14 protein-coding genes and 1 pseudogene are annotated in these 15,658 nt (G+C 65.8%); 3 read left to right on the top strand and 12 right to left on the bottom strand.

Annotated elements, in window-relative coordinates:
- Positions 1 to 18: 18 nt before the first annotated feature.
- The 3 genes from J2X09_RS20775 (at position 19) to J2X09_RS20765 (ending at position 2,497) form a co-directional block, all read left to right on the top strand.
- Positions 19 to 1,218, top strand: a complete 1,200-nt coding sequence (locus J2X09_RS20775) for a thiolase C-terminal domain-containing protein (protein ID WP_008905396.1) — start codon at positions 19 to 21, stop codon at positions 1,216 to 1,218.
- Positions 1,215 to 1,646 carry a Zn-ribbon domain-containing OB-fold protein gene (locus J2X09_RS20770; RefSeq protein ID WP_008905395.1) on the top strand — a complete coding sequence of 144 codons (432 nt, stop codon included), beginning with the start codon at positions 1,215 to 1,217 and terminating at the stop codon, positions 1,644 to 1,646. The genes J2X09_RS20775 and J2X09_RS20770 overlap by 4 nt, the downstream gene beginning before the upstream one ends.
- A gap of 575 nt (positions 1,647 to 2,221) precedes the next feature.
- Positions 2,222 to 2,497, top strand: a complete 276-nt coding sequence (locus tag J2X09_RS20765) for a hypothetical protein (RefSeq protein WP_008905394.1) — start codon at positions 2,222 to 2,224, stop codon at positions 2,495 to 2,497.
- Positions 2,498 to 2,529: 32 nt separating this feature from the next.
- On the opposite strand, the pseudogene J2X09_RS20760 reads toward J2X09_RS20765, so the two are convergent.
- From J2X09_RS20760 to J2X09_RS20705, 12 genes and pseudogenes are all read right to left on the bottom strand, one after another.
- A pseudogene (locus J2X09_RS20760) lies at positions 2,530 to 3,605 on the bottom strand (aminotransferase class III-fold pyridoxal phosphate-dependent enzyme); the annotation flags it as partial.
- A gap of 41 nt (positions 3,606 to 3,646) precedes the next feature.
- Positions 3,647 to 4,063 carry an aspartate 1-decarboxylase gene (gene panD, locus J2X09_RS20755; RefSeq protein ID WP_008905393.1) on the bottom strand — a complete coding sequence of 139 codons (417 nt, stop codon included), beginning with the start codon at positions 4,061 to 4,063 and terminating at the stop codon, positions 3,647 to 3,649.
- A 49-nt stretch (positions 4,064 to 4,112) separates the two neighbouring features.
- Positions 4,113 to 5,159 (bottom strand): biotin synthase BioB, encoded by a 1,047-nt coding sequence (gene bioB / locus J2X09_RS20750; protein WP_310309208.1) that lies wholly within the window; start codon positions 5,157 to 5,159, stop codon positions 4,113 to 4,115.
- 85 nt (positions 5,160 to 5,244) lie between these two features.
- Positions 5,245 to 6,033 carry a citryl-CoA lyase gene (locus J2X09_RS20745; protein ID WP_008905391.1) on the bottom strand — a complete coding sequence of 263 codons (789 nt, stop codon included), beginning with the start codon at positions 6,031 to 6,033 and terminating at the stop codon, positions 5,245 to 5,247.
- Positions 6,034 to 6,067: 34 nt separating this feature from the next.
- Positions 6,068 to 6,907, bottom strand: a complete 840-nt coding sequence (locus J2X09_RS20740; protein WP_204734822.1) for an HpcH/HpaI aldolase/citrate lyase family protein — start codon at positions 6,905 to 6,907, stop codon at positions 6,068 to 6,070.
- On the bottom strand, positions 6,904 to 8,274 hold the full coding sequence (locus J2X09_RS20735) for an MmgE/PrpD family protein (protein ID WP_008905389.1): 1,371 nt from the start codon (positions 8,272 to 8,274) through the stop codon (positions 6,904 to 6,906). Before J2X09_RS20735 ends, J2X09_RS20740 begins: the two co-directional genes overlap by 4 nt.
- Positions 8,275 to 8,290: 16 nt before the next feature.
- Entirely contained in the window at positions 8,291 to 9,451 is a 1,161-nt protein-coding gene (locus tag J2X09_RS20730; protein WP_127806081.1) for a CaiB/BaiF CoA transferase family protein, read from the bottom strand.
- A 29-nt stretch (positions 9,452 to 9,480) separates the two neighbouring features.
- Positions 9,481 to 10,638 (bottom strand): acyl-CoA dehydrogenase family protein, encoded by a 1,158-nt coding sequence (locus J2X09_RS20725; protein ID WP_008905387.1) that lies wholly within the window; start codon positions 10,636 to 10,638, stop codon positions 9,481 to 9,483.
- A 52-nt stretch (positions 10,639 to 10,690) separates the two neighbouring features.
- Entirely contained in the window at positions 10,691 to 11,476 is a 786-nt protein-coding gene (locus J2X09_RS20720) for an enoyl-CoA hydratase-related protein (RefSeq protein ID WP_008905386.1), read from the bottom strand.
- Positions 11,477 to 11,508: 32 nt separating this feature from the next.
- A complete protein-coding gene (locus J2X09_RS20715) occupies positions 11,509 to 13,491 on the bottom strand; it encodes an acetoacetate--CoA ligase (RefSeq protein WP_204734823.1) in 1,983 nt (660 codons plus the stop codon).
- Positions 13,488 to 14,711 carry a CaiB/BaiF CoA transferase family protein gene (locus J2X09_RS20710; protein ID WP_085942575.1) on the bottom strand — a complete coding sequence of 408 codons (1,224 nt, stop codon included), beginning with the start codon at positions 14,709 to 14,711 and terminating at the stop codon, positions 13,488 to 13,490. The genes J2X09_RS20715 and J2X09_RS20710 overlap by 4 nt, the downstream gene beginning before the upstream one ends.
- A gap of 14 nt (positions 14,712 to 14,725) precedes the next feature.
- Positions 14,726 to 15,514 carry an enoyl-CoA hydratase/isomerase family protein gene (locus J2X09_RS20705; RefSeq protein WP_008905383.1) on the bottom strand — a complete coding sequence of 263 codons (789 nt, stop codon included), beginning with the start codon at positions 15,512 to 15,514 and terminating at the stop codon, positions 14,726 to 14,728.
- Between the last annotated feature and the right edge of the window lie 144 nt (positions 15,515 to 15,658).

Raw genomic sequence — 15,658 nt, 5'->3', positions numbered from 1 at the left:
AACTCTGGACACTCAATCATGACCCCTCAAACGAACTCATCGCCGCGCAGTCTCCGCGGTGAAACCGCGATCATCGGCGCCGGCATTTCGGCCGTCGGCCGCGTGCCGGGCAAGAGCGCGCTCGCGCTGGCCGCCGACGCAGCAGGCAAGGCGCTTGCCGATGCCGGCATCGGCAAGCACGAGGTCGATGGCGTGCTTTCCAGCTCCGCCTTCGCCTCGCCGTTTCACCGATTCAGCGTAGCCTTCAGTGAGTACCTCGGCATCCAGCCGACGTTCTCCAACACGATGCAGGTCTCCGGCGCCACGGCGGCCACCCTGTTCAACATCGCCGCCGCCGCCATTGCTGGCGGCCTGGCCGAGACCGTTCTGGTGGTGGGCGGCGACAGCTTGCTGACTGGTCTGTCGCCCGACCTGGCCCTGCGCTCGATGACCGAAAGCCGGGACCAGCAATACGAAATGCCATTCGGCATTCCCGTGGCCAACACCTTCGCCATGACAGCGCATCGCCACATGAAGGAGTTCGGCACCACCTCCGAGCAATTTGCCAAGGTGGCGGTGATCCACCGCGAACACGCACGCCGCACGCCGGGGGCGCAGATGACCGATCCGCTGAGCGTCGATGACGTGCTGAATTCCGGCTGGGTGACAACGCCCTACCACAAGCTCGACTGCTCGCTCATCTCCGACGGCGCAGCAGCTTTCATCGTCACCTCGACCGAGCGCGCCAGGGCGCTGGGAATTGCCAAGCCCATCTACATCCTCGGCGGCGGCGAATGCTACACGCACGAGCACATCTTCTTGATGCCCTCGCTGACCACCACGGGCGCGGTGCAGTCGAGCGCCAAGGCCTACGCCATGGCCGGCTGCGGGCCCAAGGACATCGACGTGGCCGGGATCTATGACTGCTTCACCGGCACGGTGATCATGATGCTGGAGGACCTCGGCTTCTGCCCCAAGGGCGAAGGTGGGCGCTTCGTCGAAGACGGGCAGATCACCTACGGCGGCGCCATCCCCTGCAACACCCATGGAGGCCTGCTGTCGTTTGCGCACTCGGGCATGCCGGGTTCGCTGTTTCATTTCTACGAGGTCGTCAACCAGCTGCGCGGAAGCTGCGGTGAACGCCAGGTCGCGGGCGCTGAACTTGGCCTGGTGCACAGCCTGGGCGCCGGTTTTGCGACCAACGCCACCACCATCCTGGGAACGGAGGCCACGCTGTGATCAACCTCAAAGACGCCCACCTCAAGCCACAGCCGATGCCAGATGCAGATTCGGACATCTATTGGCGCGGCATTCAGGAGGGCAAGCTGCTGCTGCAGCACTGCCCAGCGTGCGGCCACGTGCAGCTCTACCAACAGGCGATCTGCCGTGAGTGCGGTAGCGAGCGCCTAGAGCACCGGGCCGCCAGCGGTCGCGCCAAGGTGCATTCGTTCAGCGTGGTTCACCGGGCGCCCGGCCCGGCTTTCAAACAGGACACGCCCTATGCGGTGCTGCTGGTCGAACTCGAAGAAGGTCCGCGGATGATCAGCTCCTTCATCGGCGCAGACCCTTCAGCAGTCACTTTCGACATGGCTGTCGAGTTGGTTTGCGAACCCGTCGGTGGTGGTGTGTCGCTGCCGCGATTCCGGGCGGCCGGACCTCCAGCGTGAGGCAGCGTCGTCGTGCGCCTTCTGAGTGTCTGAGGACATGACCCAACCCAACGCGGGATTTCGGTGGCCGCAGCTTGTTGCTGCGCCGTCCTCCCAGGCGGCAGTCGAGGGGGCTCCTCCTGACCTGACGACGGCCACAGTGGCGCGGCGGGCGATTGCGCCCTTGTCCATGCATGAACGGATCGTGGCCATCGTTGCGCCGGTCGGCTATGGCAAGACGACATTGATGGGCGGATGGTTTCGCGCTTGCAAAGACGCAGACCCCGTGTGGGTGGGACTCGATGCTTCCTGGCGCGACCAGGTGTTCTTTGTTCGCTCCTTGTTGAATGCGATCGGAGGCCCGTCGGAGCCGGTCGCGATGGGGGCCATTGACGCGGCGGCGGTGGTCGAGAGCGGCTTGCTGGCGTTGTTGCAGGCCCTTGGACAACGTCGTCGTCCCATGATGCTTTTTTGCGCCGCTATGCCAGGTCTTTGTGCGCCAGTGGCCGGCAGGACCACAAGATCAGGACCCATTCCACTATGGCGCCGCACAAACGGTTCTGGCCTATGCGCACAAATGCAATTGACGTTTCACCGTGGCCCCCCAGTCCTTGCGCGAGGTGCAAGTGAAGTTCGGGGAGGCTCCTTCGCCTTTCGGCCACATGTGGGTGCGGGTGATCTTTTCCGCCTTGCTGTTCAAGGCGGGGCGGCATCGTGAGGCCCTGGCAGACAGCACCTCGGCGCTGACCGAAGAGCTGGCTTTTGCTCCCGACGCCTCGTGCCTGGCGGTCAGGCTGCGCGCGATCCGCGCGTTGCTGCTGTACGAACGCAACCTGTGCATCGAGGCGATGGTGGATTTGGAGGTGGCGTGACCACTACTGTCGCACCAGGGCATCGTCGATAAGATGGCGTAGATCGTGTGGCCGATGGGGTGCAGCAGCAGCCCCTGCGCCAGCGCGCGGCAGGCATAGCGGCGGCCGAAGTCGGGCAGGCGTGCTGAGCACGTGCCACGCGAAGACCATGCCCTTGCGTCGATCGAAGCGCACACGCGGGTGCTTGGAGATCGGCGCGAACTGCGCGGCCAGCCGCTCGCTGGTGCCCAGGTTCTGGCGCAGCGCGTCGGTCTGCGCGAAGAGGTCCAGCGTGGCCAGCGCGGCGCGGCAGGCCAGCGGGTTGCAGGTGTAGCTGTGCGAATGCAGGAAGCCGCGCGCCACCTCGTCGTCGTAGAAGGCGGCATAGACCGCGTCGGTGGTGAGCACCACCGACAGTGGCAGCGTGCCGCCGGTCAGGCCCTTGGAGAGGCAGAGAAAGTCGGGGCGGATGCCCGCCTGCTCGTGCGCGAACAGTGTGCCGGTGCGGCCGAAGCCGACCGCGATTTCGTCGAGCACCAGGTGCACCTGGTGCCGGTCGCAAAGCTCACGCGCGCGTTTCACATTTCAGGTACAGCGGGTCGTGCATGGCCTTGCCGGCGGCGCACTGGATCAGCGGCTCGATGATCACCGCAGCGGTCTCGTGCGCGTGTTCGGCCAGCCAGTCGCCCAGTGAGGCGGCGGCCCCCTCGGCCACGTCGGCCGGGGTGTCGCCGGGCGCGGCCTGCCTGGCGTCGGGGCTGGGCACGGTGGCGGCCATGCGCACCAGCGGCGCGTAGGCTTCACGGAACAGCGCGATGTCGGTCACGGCCAGCGCGCCCACCGTCTCTCCGTGGTAGCCCCCGGCGACACTGACAAACCGGCACTTGCCTGCCCGGCCCGCATTGCGCCAGTGGTGGGCGCTCATCTTCAGCGCGAACTCCGTGGCACTAGCACCGTCGCTGCCGTAGAAGGCGTGGCCAAGGCCGGTGCGCGCGGCCAGGCGTTCGGAGAGTTCAACCACTTGCCCGTGGGTGAAGCCTGCAAGCATCACGTGGCCCAGTGTGTGCAGCTGGTCGATCAGCGCGGCGCGGATCGTGGGGTGGTTGTGGCCGAACAGGTTGACCCACCAGGGCTGCGCTGGCGCCACGGCGTTGGCCGACACGGGCTGCGTCAAAGCTCGGCGCCCAGGGGCAGGATGACCGGGTCGCCGGCCTGCGGACCTGCGGGCTCGCTGCGGATCTCGACGATGCGGTTGGCAGCGTCGGGGAACACCAGCTGGGGCACGGCCTCGTCGAGCTTGTCTTCGTGCACCATGCCGAAGGCCGCGATGATCACCAGGTCGCCCACGCTGGCGCGCCGGGCGGCCGAGCCGTTGAGCGAAATGATGCCGCTGCCGCGCGGCGACCTGATGGCGTAGGTGATGAACCGTTCGCCGTTGTTGACGTTCCAGATGTGAACCTGTTCGTTGGGGCGGATGTTGCTCGCCTCCAGCAGGTCTTCGTCGATGCCGCAAGAGCCTTCGTAGTGCAGCTCGCAGTGGGTGACGATGGCGCGGTGGATTTTGGATTTCAGCAGGGTGCGGAACATAGGGGATTTGCTTGAACGGAGGGAGCCTCGGCCATCGACAGGGCCAAGGTCAGGCGTGCGCCCGCGTGGTGTGCATGCCCGTGCGGGCCAGCAGGTCCTGGTCGGCTTCCACGTCGGGATTGCCGGTCACCAGCAGCTTGTCACCGTAGAAGATGGAGTTGGCGCCGGCCAGGAAGCACAGCACCTGGGTCGATTCGTCCATCTGCCGGCGCCCGGCCGACAGGCGCACCTTGGCCCTGGGCATGGTGATGCGGGCCACCGCCACGGTGCGCACGAACTCCAGCGGGTCGAGGTCGGGCTCGTCGGCCAGCGGCGTGCCGGGCACCTTGACCAGGTGGTTGATCGGCACCGACTCGGGGTACGGTGCCAGGTTGGCCAGTTGCGCGATCAGGCCGGCGCGCCCGGCGCGGGACTCGCCCATGCCCACGATGCCGCCGCTGCAGACGTGGATGCCGGCCCCGCGCACGTGGCCCAGCGTGTCCAGCCGGTCCTGGTAGTCGCGGGTGGTGATGATGTCGCCGTACAGCTCGGGCGCGGTGTCCAGGTTGTGGTTGTAGTAGTCCAGACCAGCACCCTTGAGGCGTTGCGCCTGGTCGCCCGTGAGCATGCCCAGGGTGCAGCAGGCCTCCAGGCCCTCGTCCTTGATCACGCGCACCAACTCCTCGACCTTTTCCAGGTCGCGGTCGTTGGGCGCTCGCCAGGCGGCACCCATGCAGAAGCGCGAGGCGCCGGCCGCCTTGGCGCCGAGCACGGCCTCGCGCACTTCCTCGGACGTCATCATCTTGGTGGCGGGCACGCCGGTCTCGTAGTGCACCGACTGCGGGCAGTAGCCGCAGTCCTCCGGGCAGCCGCCGGTCTTGATGGACAGCAGCGTGGCCAGCTCCATCTCGGTGGGGTCGTGGTGCTCGCGGTGCACGGTCTGCGCGCGGTGCATCAGCTCAGGGAATGACAGGTCCAGCAGGGCCTGCACCTCGGCCACCGGCCAGGCCTGCTGGCGGGCCTCGACCGACAAGGTTCCCACGCTCGATGCCTCGGCAGGCTGCGGGGGTGATTGCACCCAGTGGATGGGTTCTTCTCTCAGGATCGTGTCATTCATTGCGCAATACTCCAGTGGTGTCCAGCAAAATTCAATCGATAGGTCGACGCGGGCGCATCGTGCCTGCAAGGCCAGCCACAGCGCTTCAGGCGCCTTGTGGTCTGATGTGCTGGGTGGCCTCGTCTTCGACCCGCTGCCAGATCTCGACCGCCATCGGGTTCTTGCTCTCTTCCAGGATGTGTCCCACCAGCCCTATGGCACGCGCCAGGACGCCGATGCCGCGCACAATTTTCCATGGTAGCCCGAGCTCGCAGCTGATGGCGCCGATGGCGCCGGTCGCGTTGACGGGAAGCGACTTGCCAGCGACGCGCTCGGCCTCGGCGCAGATCAGTTGTTCGAGCCGGATGTAGTCGCCGGAAAAGCCATTGTCCTTGGCGATCTGGAACAGGCGCGGGGCGCGCGGATCGACCGGCTTGTGCAGCGGATGTCCCAGGCCGGGGATGATCTGGCCGCGGGCACGAAAGGCTGCCACGGTGTCGATGGCGATGCGCTCCAGGTCAGCCCCTTTCGTTCCGGGTGGCAGGGCCTCGTAGAGCATTTTGGCGGTGCCTTCGGTGCTGCCGACGAACACGCTGCCCAGGCCGCACAATCCGGCCGCCACTGCGGCCTGCAACGACTCGGGCGCACCGGCGTAGGTCAGTCGCGCGACCAGCGCACTGGGCGTGATGCCGTGCTCGACCAGCGTCACCGCGATGGCGTTGAAGACGTTGGACTCCTGCTGCGTTGGCATGCGCCCGACGATCTGCAAGAAGGCCATATCACCCAGGTTGAGATGGCCGAGGATTTCGTCAGGCAGACTCTTGCCGTGCACCTCGATGCGGTCGGGGGTACTCCAGGCAATGTCGGAGCGGATGGGTTTGGCTTTGCGAGTCATAAGGAATTCCAGTCGATTGGAGTGGGTTAAAAAATCAGGCGCTCAGACCCGCGTCGCGCAGCACGGCGCGCGCGCGCTGCACCACCGGCAGGTCGACCATCTGGCCGTCCACGGCCACGGCGGAACCACCCGCCGTTTCAAATGCTTTGCAGACGCGGCGCGCCCAGTCAAGCCGTTCAGGGCTCGGCGTGAACACCGCCTGGACGGTGGCCAGCTGCTTCGGGTGGATGCACAGCTTGGCACCAAAGCCGAGTCGACGTGAGCGTTCGGTGTCGGCCTGCAAGCGTTGCAGGTCGTCGATGGCGGTGCTGACACCATCCACCGGCGCCGCCAGCCCGGCCAGCCGCGAAGCCAGCACCAGTTGGGAGCGGAAGGCCAGCAGCTCGATTTCCGTGCCATCGGGCGCACACTCAATGCCCAGATCCAGCGCCAGATCGACGCTGCCAAAGGCCAGCCGGATCACGCCCGGCACGCGTGCGATGCAGTCCATCTCATGCAGGCCGCGCGCCGACTCGATGATGGGCAGCACGTCCTGGTAGGTGGTCTCGACCACGGTGCAAACGGCGTCGATGCCTTCGGCCTTGGGCAGCATGATGGCGGCCACGCCGGGGTGGCGGCACAGTTCCAGGTCATCGTCAAACCAGGGCGTGCCGGCGGCGTTGATGCGCACCACCAGCGGCGCGGCCTCGTCCAGCAGCGCCGCCAGCGCCTCGCGCGTGCGCACTTTGGCCTCGGGGGCCACTGCGTCTTCCAGGTCAACAATCACCGCGTCGGCACCGCTGGCGCGCGCCTTGGCAATGCGCTCGGGCCGGTCGGCGGGCACAAAAAGATAGGCATGCAGCAAAGCCTTTGGGCCAGAGGTATGGGCTGTCATGCGCGTGCCTCCAACCAGCGGTCCATGCGCGGCGCCTCGGCCACCGCCCAGACGCGCGCGATCAGCGCCTGAACCTCGGCAGGCGTAGCCCCCTTGCCGTAGGCTGCCAGGCGCTGCGCCTTGTCTTCGATCTCGGCGCGCGTCAGTGTGTTGCCGGGGTCGCCTTTGGGCTCATCGACCCGCGCGCTCAAGCTGCGGCCATCGCGCGTCGTCACCGTCACCTTGCCGATCCAGCGCTGCGGGTAGGCCTGATCGACCTCGGCGTCGAGCTGCATGGTCACGCGGTCGCGCAAGGCGGCCACGCGCGGCGCGAGGTAATGCGCTTCAAATTCATTCAGCCCGGCAAAGCCGTATTCGGCCGCCAGCGCCAGCACCGTGCCCATCGAGAACTTGGCCTGGTGCACGGTGGCCGGCACGGTGACGCGGCCCAGCACGTCGATGGCGCCCTGGTGCACCTGGGTGGTGACGCTTTCGATGTCGTCGGCTTTCACGCCGTGCGTCTGCATCAGCGTCAGCAGCGCATCGGCGCTGGGGTGGGTGTGGCGGCACGAGGCGTGGTATTTGAACGAGGTTTCCGCCGTGGCCCAGCGCTGGCCCAGGCGGTCGGTCAGGCGCGCCGGATCGGCGTCGCTCGACATGCCCGCGGCCATGCCCTGCGCGCCTTCCAGAATCTGGCGCGCGCCGGTAAAACCGCTTCGCGCCAGGTAGGCCGAGGTCAGACCGCAGGATGCCGCGTGCGCGGTGTGCAGCTGCTTGGAGTCGGCGGCGTCGCGCAAAAACTCCCACAGTCCGGCGGCTTGTGTGCCGGCGCTGCCGAAGGCATGCAGCATGGTGGCGGCATCGAGCTTGAGCAGCCGTCCGGCCGCTGCGGCGGCGGCCAGCGTGCCGGCGGTGGCCGTGGTGTGAAAGATGCGGTAGTGCGAGCGGCCCAGGAACTCGCCCACACGAATGCCGACTTCATAGCCCGCCACCACGGCGGCCAGGAACTCGCGGCCGCTGGCACCGATGTCCTGCGCGATGGCCAGCGCCACCGGGAACACGACGGCCGCGGGATGAAACACCGAGCCGTTGTGGACGTCATCCTGCTCGGCGAAGTGCGAGGCGGCCGCGTTGACCATCGCGGCGAAATGGGGCGAGGTGGTGCGGCGCGAGATCAGCACCTCGGCGCGGCCCGAGTCCGGCCCCATGGTGCGGGCATAGGCTTCGATGGCCTCGACCGGCCGGGCGCCCTTGCCCGCCAGCGCGGAGGCGTACCAGTCGAGGAACAGGTCTTCGGTGCGGCGCAGCACCGGCGCCGGAATGGTGTCGAATGACAGATCGGCGGCAAAGGCAGCCAGCGTCGCGCTCGGGTTTGTATCCAGGGTCATGGCATCGATCTCGCAGTCAGATGGCTTTGTCCGCACGCAGCCGGGCAATGTCAGTCTCGCCGTAGCCGAGCTCGGTCAGGATGGCTTCGGTGTGCTGGCCCAGCGCAGGCACCGGCCCCATGGGCGGCGGCGGCTCGCTGCCATTGACGTGGTGCGGCGGGTACAGCGCCGGCAACGTGCCGCCGGGCGAGCCGATCTCGGTCCAGCGCCCGCGCGCCGCGAGTTGCGGGTGCTTCCACAGGTCGGCCATCTCGTTGAGCTGGCCATTGGCGATTTGCGCCGCATCCAGCCGCGCCACCAGTTGCGCCGCGGTCAGGGTGGCGCAGACGCCTTCGATGATGCCGCGCAGTTTCTCGCGCTGGGCCAGCCGGTTGGCGTTGCCCAGGTACTGTGCGGTCAGCTCGGGCAATTGCAACACCTGGTTGCAGAAGGTGGCCCATTCGCGGTCGTGCTGCACCGCCAGCACCACTTGCTTGCCGTCGCCGCAGGCAAAGGGGCCGTAGGGGTAAATGGCGGCGTGCGAGGCGCCGGCACGCGGCGGCGGCGGCTGGCCGTCCAGCGTGTAATAGAGCGGGAAGCCCATCCATTCGGACATGGCTTCGAGCATCGAGATTTCGAGCCGCTGGCCGCGCCCGGTGCGCCCACGCTCCAGCAAGGCGGCCAGCACGCTGCTGTAAGCGTACATGCCGGCGGCGATGTCGGCAATCGACAGGCCGGCCTTGGAGGGCTGTTCGGGCGTGCCCGTGACGGAGACAAAACCGGCCTCGCTCTGGATCAGCAGGTCATAGGCTTTTTTCTCGGTGTAGGGGCCGCCGTCGCCGTAGCCCGAGATGTCGCACACCACGATGCGCGGATTGACCGGCGCCAGGCTGGCGTGGTCCAGTCCCATGCGCGCGGCAGCACCGGGCGCCAGATTCTGCACCAGCACGTCGGCGCGCTCCACCAGCTTTTGCAGCACGGCGCGGGCATCTGGGTGCTTGAGGTCGAGCGTCAGGCTTTCCTTGGAGCGGTTGCACCAGACGAAGTGGGAAGCCGAGCCGTGGGCCCGGCTGTCGTAGGCGCGGGCGAAGTCGCCCTCACCCGGGCGCTCGACCTTGATGACGCGCGCGCCGAGGTCGGCCAGTTGGCGGGTGCAGAACGGCGCGGCAATCGCGTGCTCCAGCGTAACGATCAGCATTCCTTCCAATGGACGCATGGCAATTTCTTTCAGAATGAACGGGGCAGATCCAGCACGTGTTCGGCCACGTAGCTCAGGATCAGGTTGGTGGAGATCGGCGCCACCTGGTACAGCCGGGTTTCGCGGAACTTGCGCTCGATGTCGTATTCGCAGGCGAAACCAAAGCCGCCATGGGTCTGAATGGCGGTGTTGGCCGCCTCCCAGGAGGCTTTGGCGGCCAGGTACTTGGCCATATTGGCCTCTGCGCCACACGGTTGGTGGGCGTCAAACAGCTCGCAGGCACGCCAGCGCATCAGGTCAGCGGCCTCGGTCTCGATGTGTGCCTCGGCCAGGGGAAATTGCACGCCCTGGTTCTGCCCGATCGGGCGGTCAAACACGCGGCGCTCACTGGCATAGCGGGCGCTGCGCTCGACGAACCAGCGGGCGTCGCCAATGCACTCGGCGGCAATCAGCGTGCGCTCAGCGTTCAGTCCGTCCAGGATGTACTTGAAACCTTTGCCCTCCTCGCCGATCAGGTTCTCGGCCGGGATTTCGAGGTTGTCAAAAAACAGCTCATTGGTCTCGTGGTTAACCATGTTGCGGATCGGGTTCACCGTCATGCCCTGGCCAATGGCCTGGTGCAGGTCAACGATGAAGATCGACATGCCCTCTGACTTGCGCTTCACATCTTTGAGCGGGGTGGTGCGTGCCAGCAAAATCATGAGGTCGGAGTGCTGAATCCGCGAGATCCAGACCTTCTGGCCATTGACCACATAGCGGTCGCCCTGCTTGACCGCGGTGGTCTTGATTTTGGTGGTGTCGGTGCCTGTGGTTGGCTCGGTCACGCCCATGGACTGCAGGCGCAGATCGCCGCTGGCAATTTTGGGCAGGTAGAGGCGCTTCTGCTCATCCGAGCCATGGCGCAGCAAGGTGCCCATGTTGTACATCTGGCCGTGACAGGCGCCGGCATTGCCGCCGCAGCGGTTGACCTCTTCCATCACCACCGAGGCTTCGGCCAGACCCAAGCCAGCTCCGCCGTACTCCTGCGGAATCATCACCGCCAGCCAGCCGGCCCTGGTCAGCGCGTCCACACACGCCTCGGGGTAAGCACGGGCATCGTCAATCTTGCGAAAGTACTCGTCGGGGAAGCGTTTGAAAAGATCGCGCAGGGCGGCGCGCAACTCGGGGTAACGTTCTTGGTTCATCATTTTTCAGTCTCTAAAAGTTCCCCGCTGAGCCGCGCAGGACAAAGATTACCGGTTAGCGGAATTTGCTGAAGTCGGGCTTGCGTTTTTCAAGAAAGGCGCTGGCCCCTTCCTGCTGCTCGCCGGTACTGAAATAGTTGGGTGCCACTTCCTGGATCAGGTCGTTCATGTCCTTGCCCATGATCGGGGCCATGTGGTGGTAGAACGAACACTTGACGATCTTCAGGCAGGTCGGCGACAGCGACAGCAATTCGTCGCAGTACTTCTGCACTTCTTCGTCGAGCTGGGCCATGGGCACCACCGAATTGGCCAGACCCCAGTCGAACGCCTGCTTCGCGCTGTAGCGGCGGCACAGCATCCACAGCTCGCGCGCACGCTTGTGGCCAAGCACATTGGCCGAATGCGAGACGATGTAACCACCCGCCGGTGAACCGACGCGCGGGCCGTTCTGGCCAAAGATCGCGTGCTCGGCGGCAATCGTGAAGTCACAGAAATAGGCAATGTGGTGACCGGCGCCAATCGCGTAGCCGTTGACGCGCGCGATCACGGGCTTTGGGCATTCGGCGATCTGGCGGTTGAAGTTGAATTCCAGGTCCTGCAGGCCGCTCTTGCCGCTGCTGTCGCCCTTTTCCCAGTTGACATCACCGCCGACGCAAAAGGCGCGCTCGCCCGTACCGGTCAGCACGATCACGCCGACCTTCGGATCATTGCCGGCCTGGGCCAGCAGCCGCTCCATCTCTTTGATCGTATCGCCGGTGAACGCGTTGAGCGTCTTGGGTCGGTTGATGGTGATGGTGGCGACAAAGTTCTTGACTTCGTAAATGACTTCCTGATCGCTCATGGTGTTTCCTCGTGAAAAAAAGTTGGGGAAAATCAGCGGCTCTGCGTGGCATGCCCGCGTGCAAATTCAAGAAACCAGTCCAGGCTGGCGGGGTTGGTCAGTGCATCGCGGTTGACCACTTTGTCGATGGGCTGGCCGAGCAGCAGCTTCTTGATCGGCAGTTCGAGCTTCTTGCCGGTGAGCGTGCGCGGCACCTCGGCCACGGCAAACACCGCGTCCGGCACATGGCGCGGCGACGCGGCCGCGCGGATGGCGCTCTGGATGCGCCCGATCAGCGGCGCGTCCAGCACCACGCCCGGACGCAGCACGACGAACATCGGCATGTAGCTTTCGCGCCCCAGATATTCAAGGTCGACCACCAGGCTGTCGAGCACTTCGGGCAGCGCCTCGACCACGCTGTAGATGTCGCTCGTGCCCATGCGCACGCCGTGGCGGTTGATGGTGGTGTCGCTGCGACCGTAGATGATTGCGCCGCCGCGCGGTGTGATGCGAAGCCAGTCGCCATGCCGCCAGACGCCGGGGTACATGTCGAAATAACTGTCCAGATAGCGCCGGTTGCCGGGGTCGTTCCAGAAGTAGAGGGGCATGGACGGCATGGGCGCGGTGCAGACCAACTCACCCACCTCGTCCACGACCAGCTGGCCCTGCTCGCTGAAGGCCTCGACGCGCGCCCCAAGGCAGCGCCCCTGCATTTCTCCCACGACAACGGGCAGGGTCGGCACGCCGCCGACGAAGGCCCCGGCGAAGTCGGTGCCGCCGGAGATCGGGTTGATCCAGACATCGCGCCCGACATGCTTGGCAATCCACTGGTAGCTTTCCGGGGACAGTGGCGAGCCGGTCGAACCCACGGTGCGCAGCGGCCCCAGCGCGCCCACCTCGCGCGGCTCGACACCGGCTTTCTGGCAGGCCGCATAAAACGCCGCACCGGCACCCAGAAACGTCACGCCGACTTCCCCAGCGAAACGCCACAGCGTGGTGTAGTCGGGCCAGGCCGGGTTGCCGTCGTACAGGCAGGCCGTCGCCCCCACCAGCAAACCGCCCACCTGGCAGTTCCACATGATCCAGCCGGTGGTGGAAAACCAGTGGAAGCGGTCTTCGGGACCGAGGTCGTTGTGCAGGCGCATCAGCTTGACCTGCTCCAGCACAATGCCGCCATGGCCGTGCACGATGGGTTTGGGCAAGCCGGTGGTGCCCGACGAATACACCACCCACAGCGGGTGGTCGAAAGGCAGTGACTCGATGCGCAGTTCAGCCGGGGCGCTGACCACCTCGCTCCAGAGCACGCCACCGCGCAGCGCGTCCGCGCTGGCGCTGCGCTCCAGGCAGGGCAAGAGCACGCAGCGCTCGACGCTGGGCAGCCCGTCGAGCAGCGTGGCCACGGCTTCGCGCCGGTCGAAGCGCTTGCCACCCCAGTGGTAGCCATCGACCGCGATCAACACCTTCGGATCGATCTGCCGGAAACGGTCCAGCACCGTGGGCGCCCCCATGTCGGGCGAGCACACCGACCAGACCGCCCCCACCGAAACCGTGGCCAGAAAAGCCACGATGGTCTGCGGAATATTGGGCAGGTAGGCCACCACGCGGTCGCCCGGCCCCACGCCCGCCGCGCGCAGCCACTGGGCCAGCGCCGCCACCTGGTCTTGCAGCGTGCGCCAGGACATGTCCGCCCGCTCGCCCGCTTCATTGCGGAAGACGATGGCCGGTCTGGCGTCCGTGGCGTGCCGGAACACCTGCCGCGCATAGTTGGTGCGCGCGCCCACAAACCATTGCGCGCCTGGCATCCGGCGATCGCTCAGAACCGGGCCATTCCAGTCGTCGAGCGGCAACTCGAAATACTCGACGATGGCGCGCCAGAAGCCCTCCAGGTCATCCACGGACCATTGCCACAAGGCCTCGTAGTCGGCAAAGCGCAGGCCTTTTTCGCGTTCCAGCCATTGTTGGAAACGGGTCACCTCGGCACCCGCGATGCGATCCGCGCGGGGGGTCCACAAGATGTCGGTGGAAGACGGGCTCATGGCTTCCCTCCTGCTGTGCTTGCCATGGCGGTTTCTTGCAGGCGCACGACCCCGTCGCGCACCAGTTGGGCAATCTCCGGCGCACCGTAGCCCAATTCGCCCAGCACCTGCCCGGTATGCTGCCCCAGCGCAGGAGGCGCCGGCATCTCACCGATCTTGCGCATGCCTGCAGCCAGCTGCGCCGGAAAAGGGATCAGCGGCAGCCCCGGCATCTCGGGGTGCTCCACGAAACGGGCGGCCAGCACCGGGTCGGCCATGGCCTCGGACACCGTGTTCACCGGACCACAGGGAATATCGGCGGCCTCGAAGGCTGCCACCCAGGTAGCCGCCGAACGGGTGATGAAAATCGCCTCCAGTTCAGCCAGCAGCGCCGGCCGGTTGGCAATGCGCACCGCATTGCGCTGGTAACGCGGATCGGTGAGCCACTCCAGCCGCTCGATGACGGCGCAAAACCGCTTGAACGCACCTTCATTCACCACCGACACGCTGAACCAGGCACCGTCGGAGCCTCGAAAGTGACGGCTCGGCACAGCAATCGGCAGGTTCACCGCACGAACCGGCTCGCGCTGCTCAACCGCATATTCACCCACCTTGCTGGCAAGAAAATTGAACATGGTGTCCACCAGGGACAACTCCACGCGCTGCCCCTGGCCGGTCTGCTGCCAATGCATCACCGCGGCCAGCACGCCCAACGCGCCGCACATGCCGGACGCCACATCGATGATCGGCAAGCCGATACGAACCGGTGGATTGCCCTCTTCCCCGCTGGCGTAGAAGGCCCCCGTCATGCCCTGCACCACGCTGTCGACCGAGGGCCTGAGCCGGTAATCGCCCTGCTCACCGAAGGCGCTGACCATGTAGTACACCAGCGTCGGGTTGATGCGCCGCACCGCGTCGTAGGTCAGCGCATGTGTCTCGGCAAAGTCGGGGCGAAAGTTGTGCACCAGAACCTGGGCTTTTGAAATCAGCCGCTCCAGCACCGAGCGCCCGGCAGGGGTGCGTATGTCCAGCGCGATCGACTCTTTGCCCCGGTTGCAGGTCATGAAAGCGACGCTGGAGTCGCCATAAAACGGCGGGCCGAAATGCCGCCCCTCCTCGCCTGTCATGGCTTCGACCTTGATGACGCGGGCGCCCAGGTCGGCCAGCACCATGGCCGCGTAAGGCCCGGCTATCAAGCGAGACAGATCGACGACGGTGATGCCACTCAGAATACCTTGCACGGCAACGCCCTTTTCTACTTGCTGGCGCGTGAGCGGGTGCGGAAGGCCGCAATGCCGGCGCGATGCTCGGGCGTGTCTTCGAGCACCGCCATGTGCGAGGACACCATGTCCAGGTGTGTGGCGAGCGCCATGGTCTGGCTTTGGTAGACGGCGCGGCGAAAGAAGCGCACCGCCTGCTGCGGCTTGGCGGCAATGGTGCGCGCCATATCGTAGGTGGCGGTCATCAGTTCGGCATCGGGCACCACGCGATTGACCATGCCAATGCGGTCGGCCTCTTCCGCCCCCACCACGCGACCGGTCCAGAACAACTCGAGCGCGCGCGCCGTGCCTATCAGGCGCGGCAAGTACCAGGCACCGGCATCACCGGCCATCAGTCCGATGTTGATATAACTCTCGGCCAGCGTGGCCGAGCTGGCCATCAAGCGGATATCGCACATCAAGGCCATGTCGCAGCCAGCGCCTCGCGCAGCGCCGTTGACAGCGGCAATGACCGGTTTTTCCATCCGCTCCAGCGTGAGCGCAATGCGATGCACGTGGCGGTACAGAAAATCCTTGCGTCCCATGCTGTCCATTTCACTGAACTTAGCCATTTCCTCGAAGTCGCCACCCGCACAGAAGGCGCGTCCGGCACCGGTGACCACGATCACCTTGACTCGCTCATCAGCTTCGGCCTGCTCAAGTGCTGCGCGCCAAGCATCCACCATCTCAAGATCGAAGGCATTGAGCTGATCGGGCCGGTTGAGGGTCAGGGTCGCAATGCCGTCGGCATCAACCGCAAGCAAGATGGCAGGAACGACGGACATGGAAAACCTTTCTGACGGTGGGATGAACAAGGATCAAGGATCAAGGATCAAGGATCAAGGATCAAGGGCGACTGTCCGCGCCTGCCGGAAACCGGCTGGTTTCGATAAACGTCATGCGAACATATTGATAGAACGGTGGTTAGT

Source organism: Hydrogenophaga laconesensis, from assembly GCF_031457235.1.
Lineage (GTDB): Bacteria > Pseudomonadota > Gammaproteobacteria > Burkholderiales > Burkholderiaceae_C > Hydrogenophaga > Hydrogenophaga laconesensis.
This window is presented reverse-complemented; position numbering and strand designations above follow the sequence as displayed.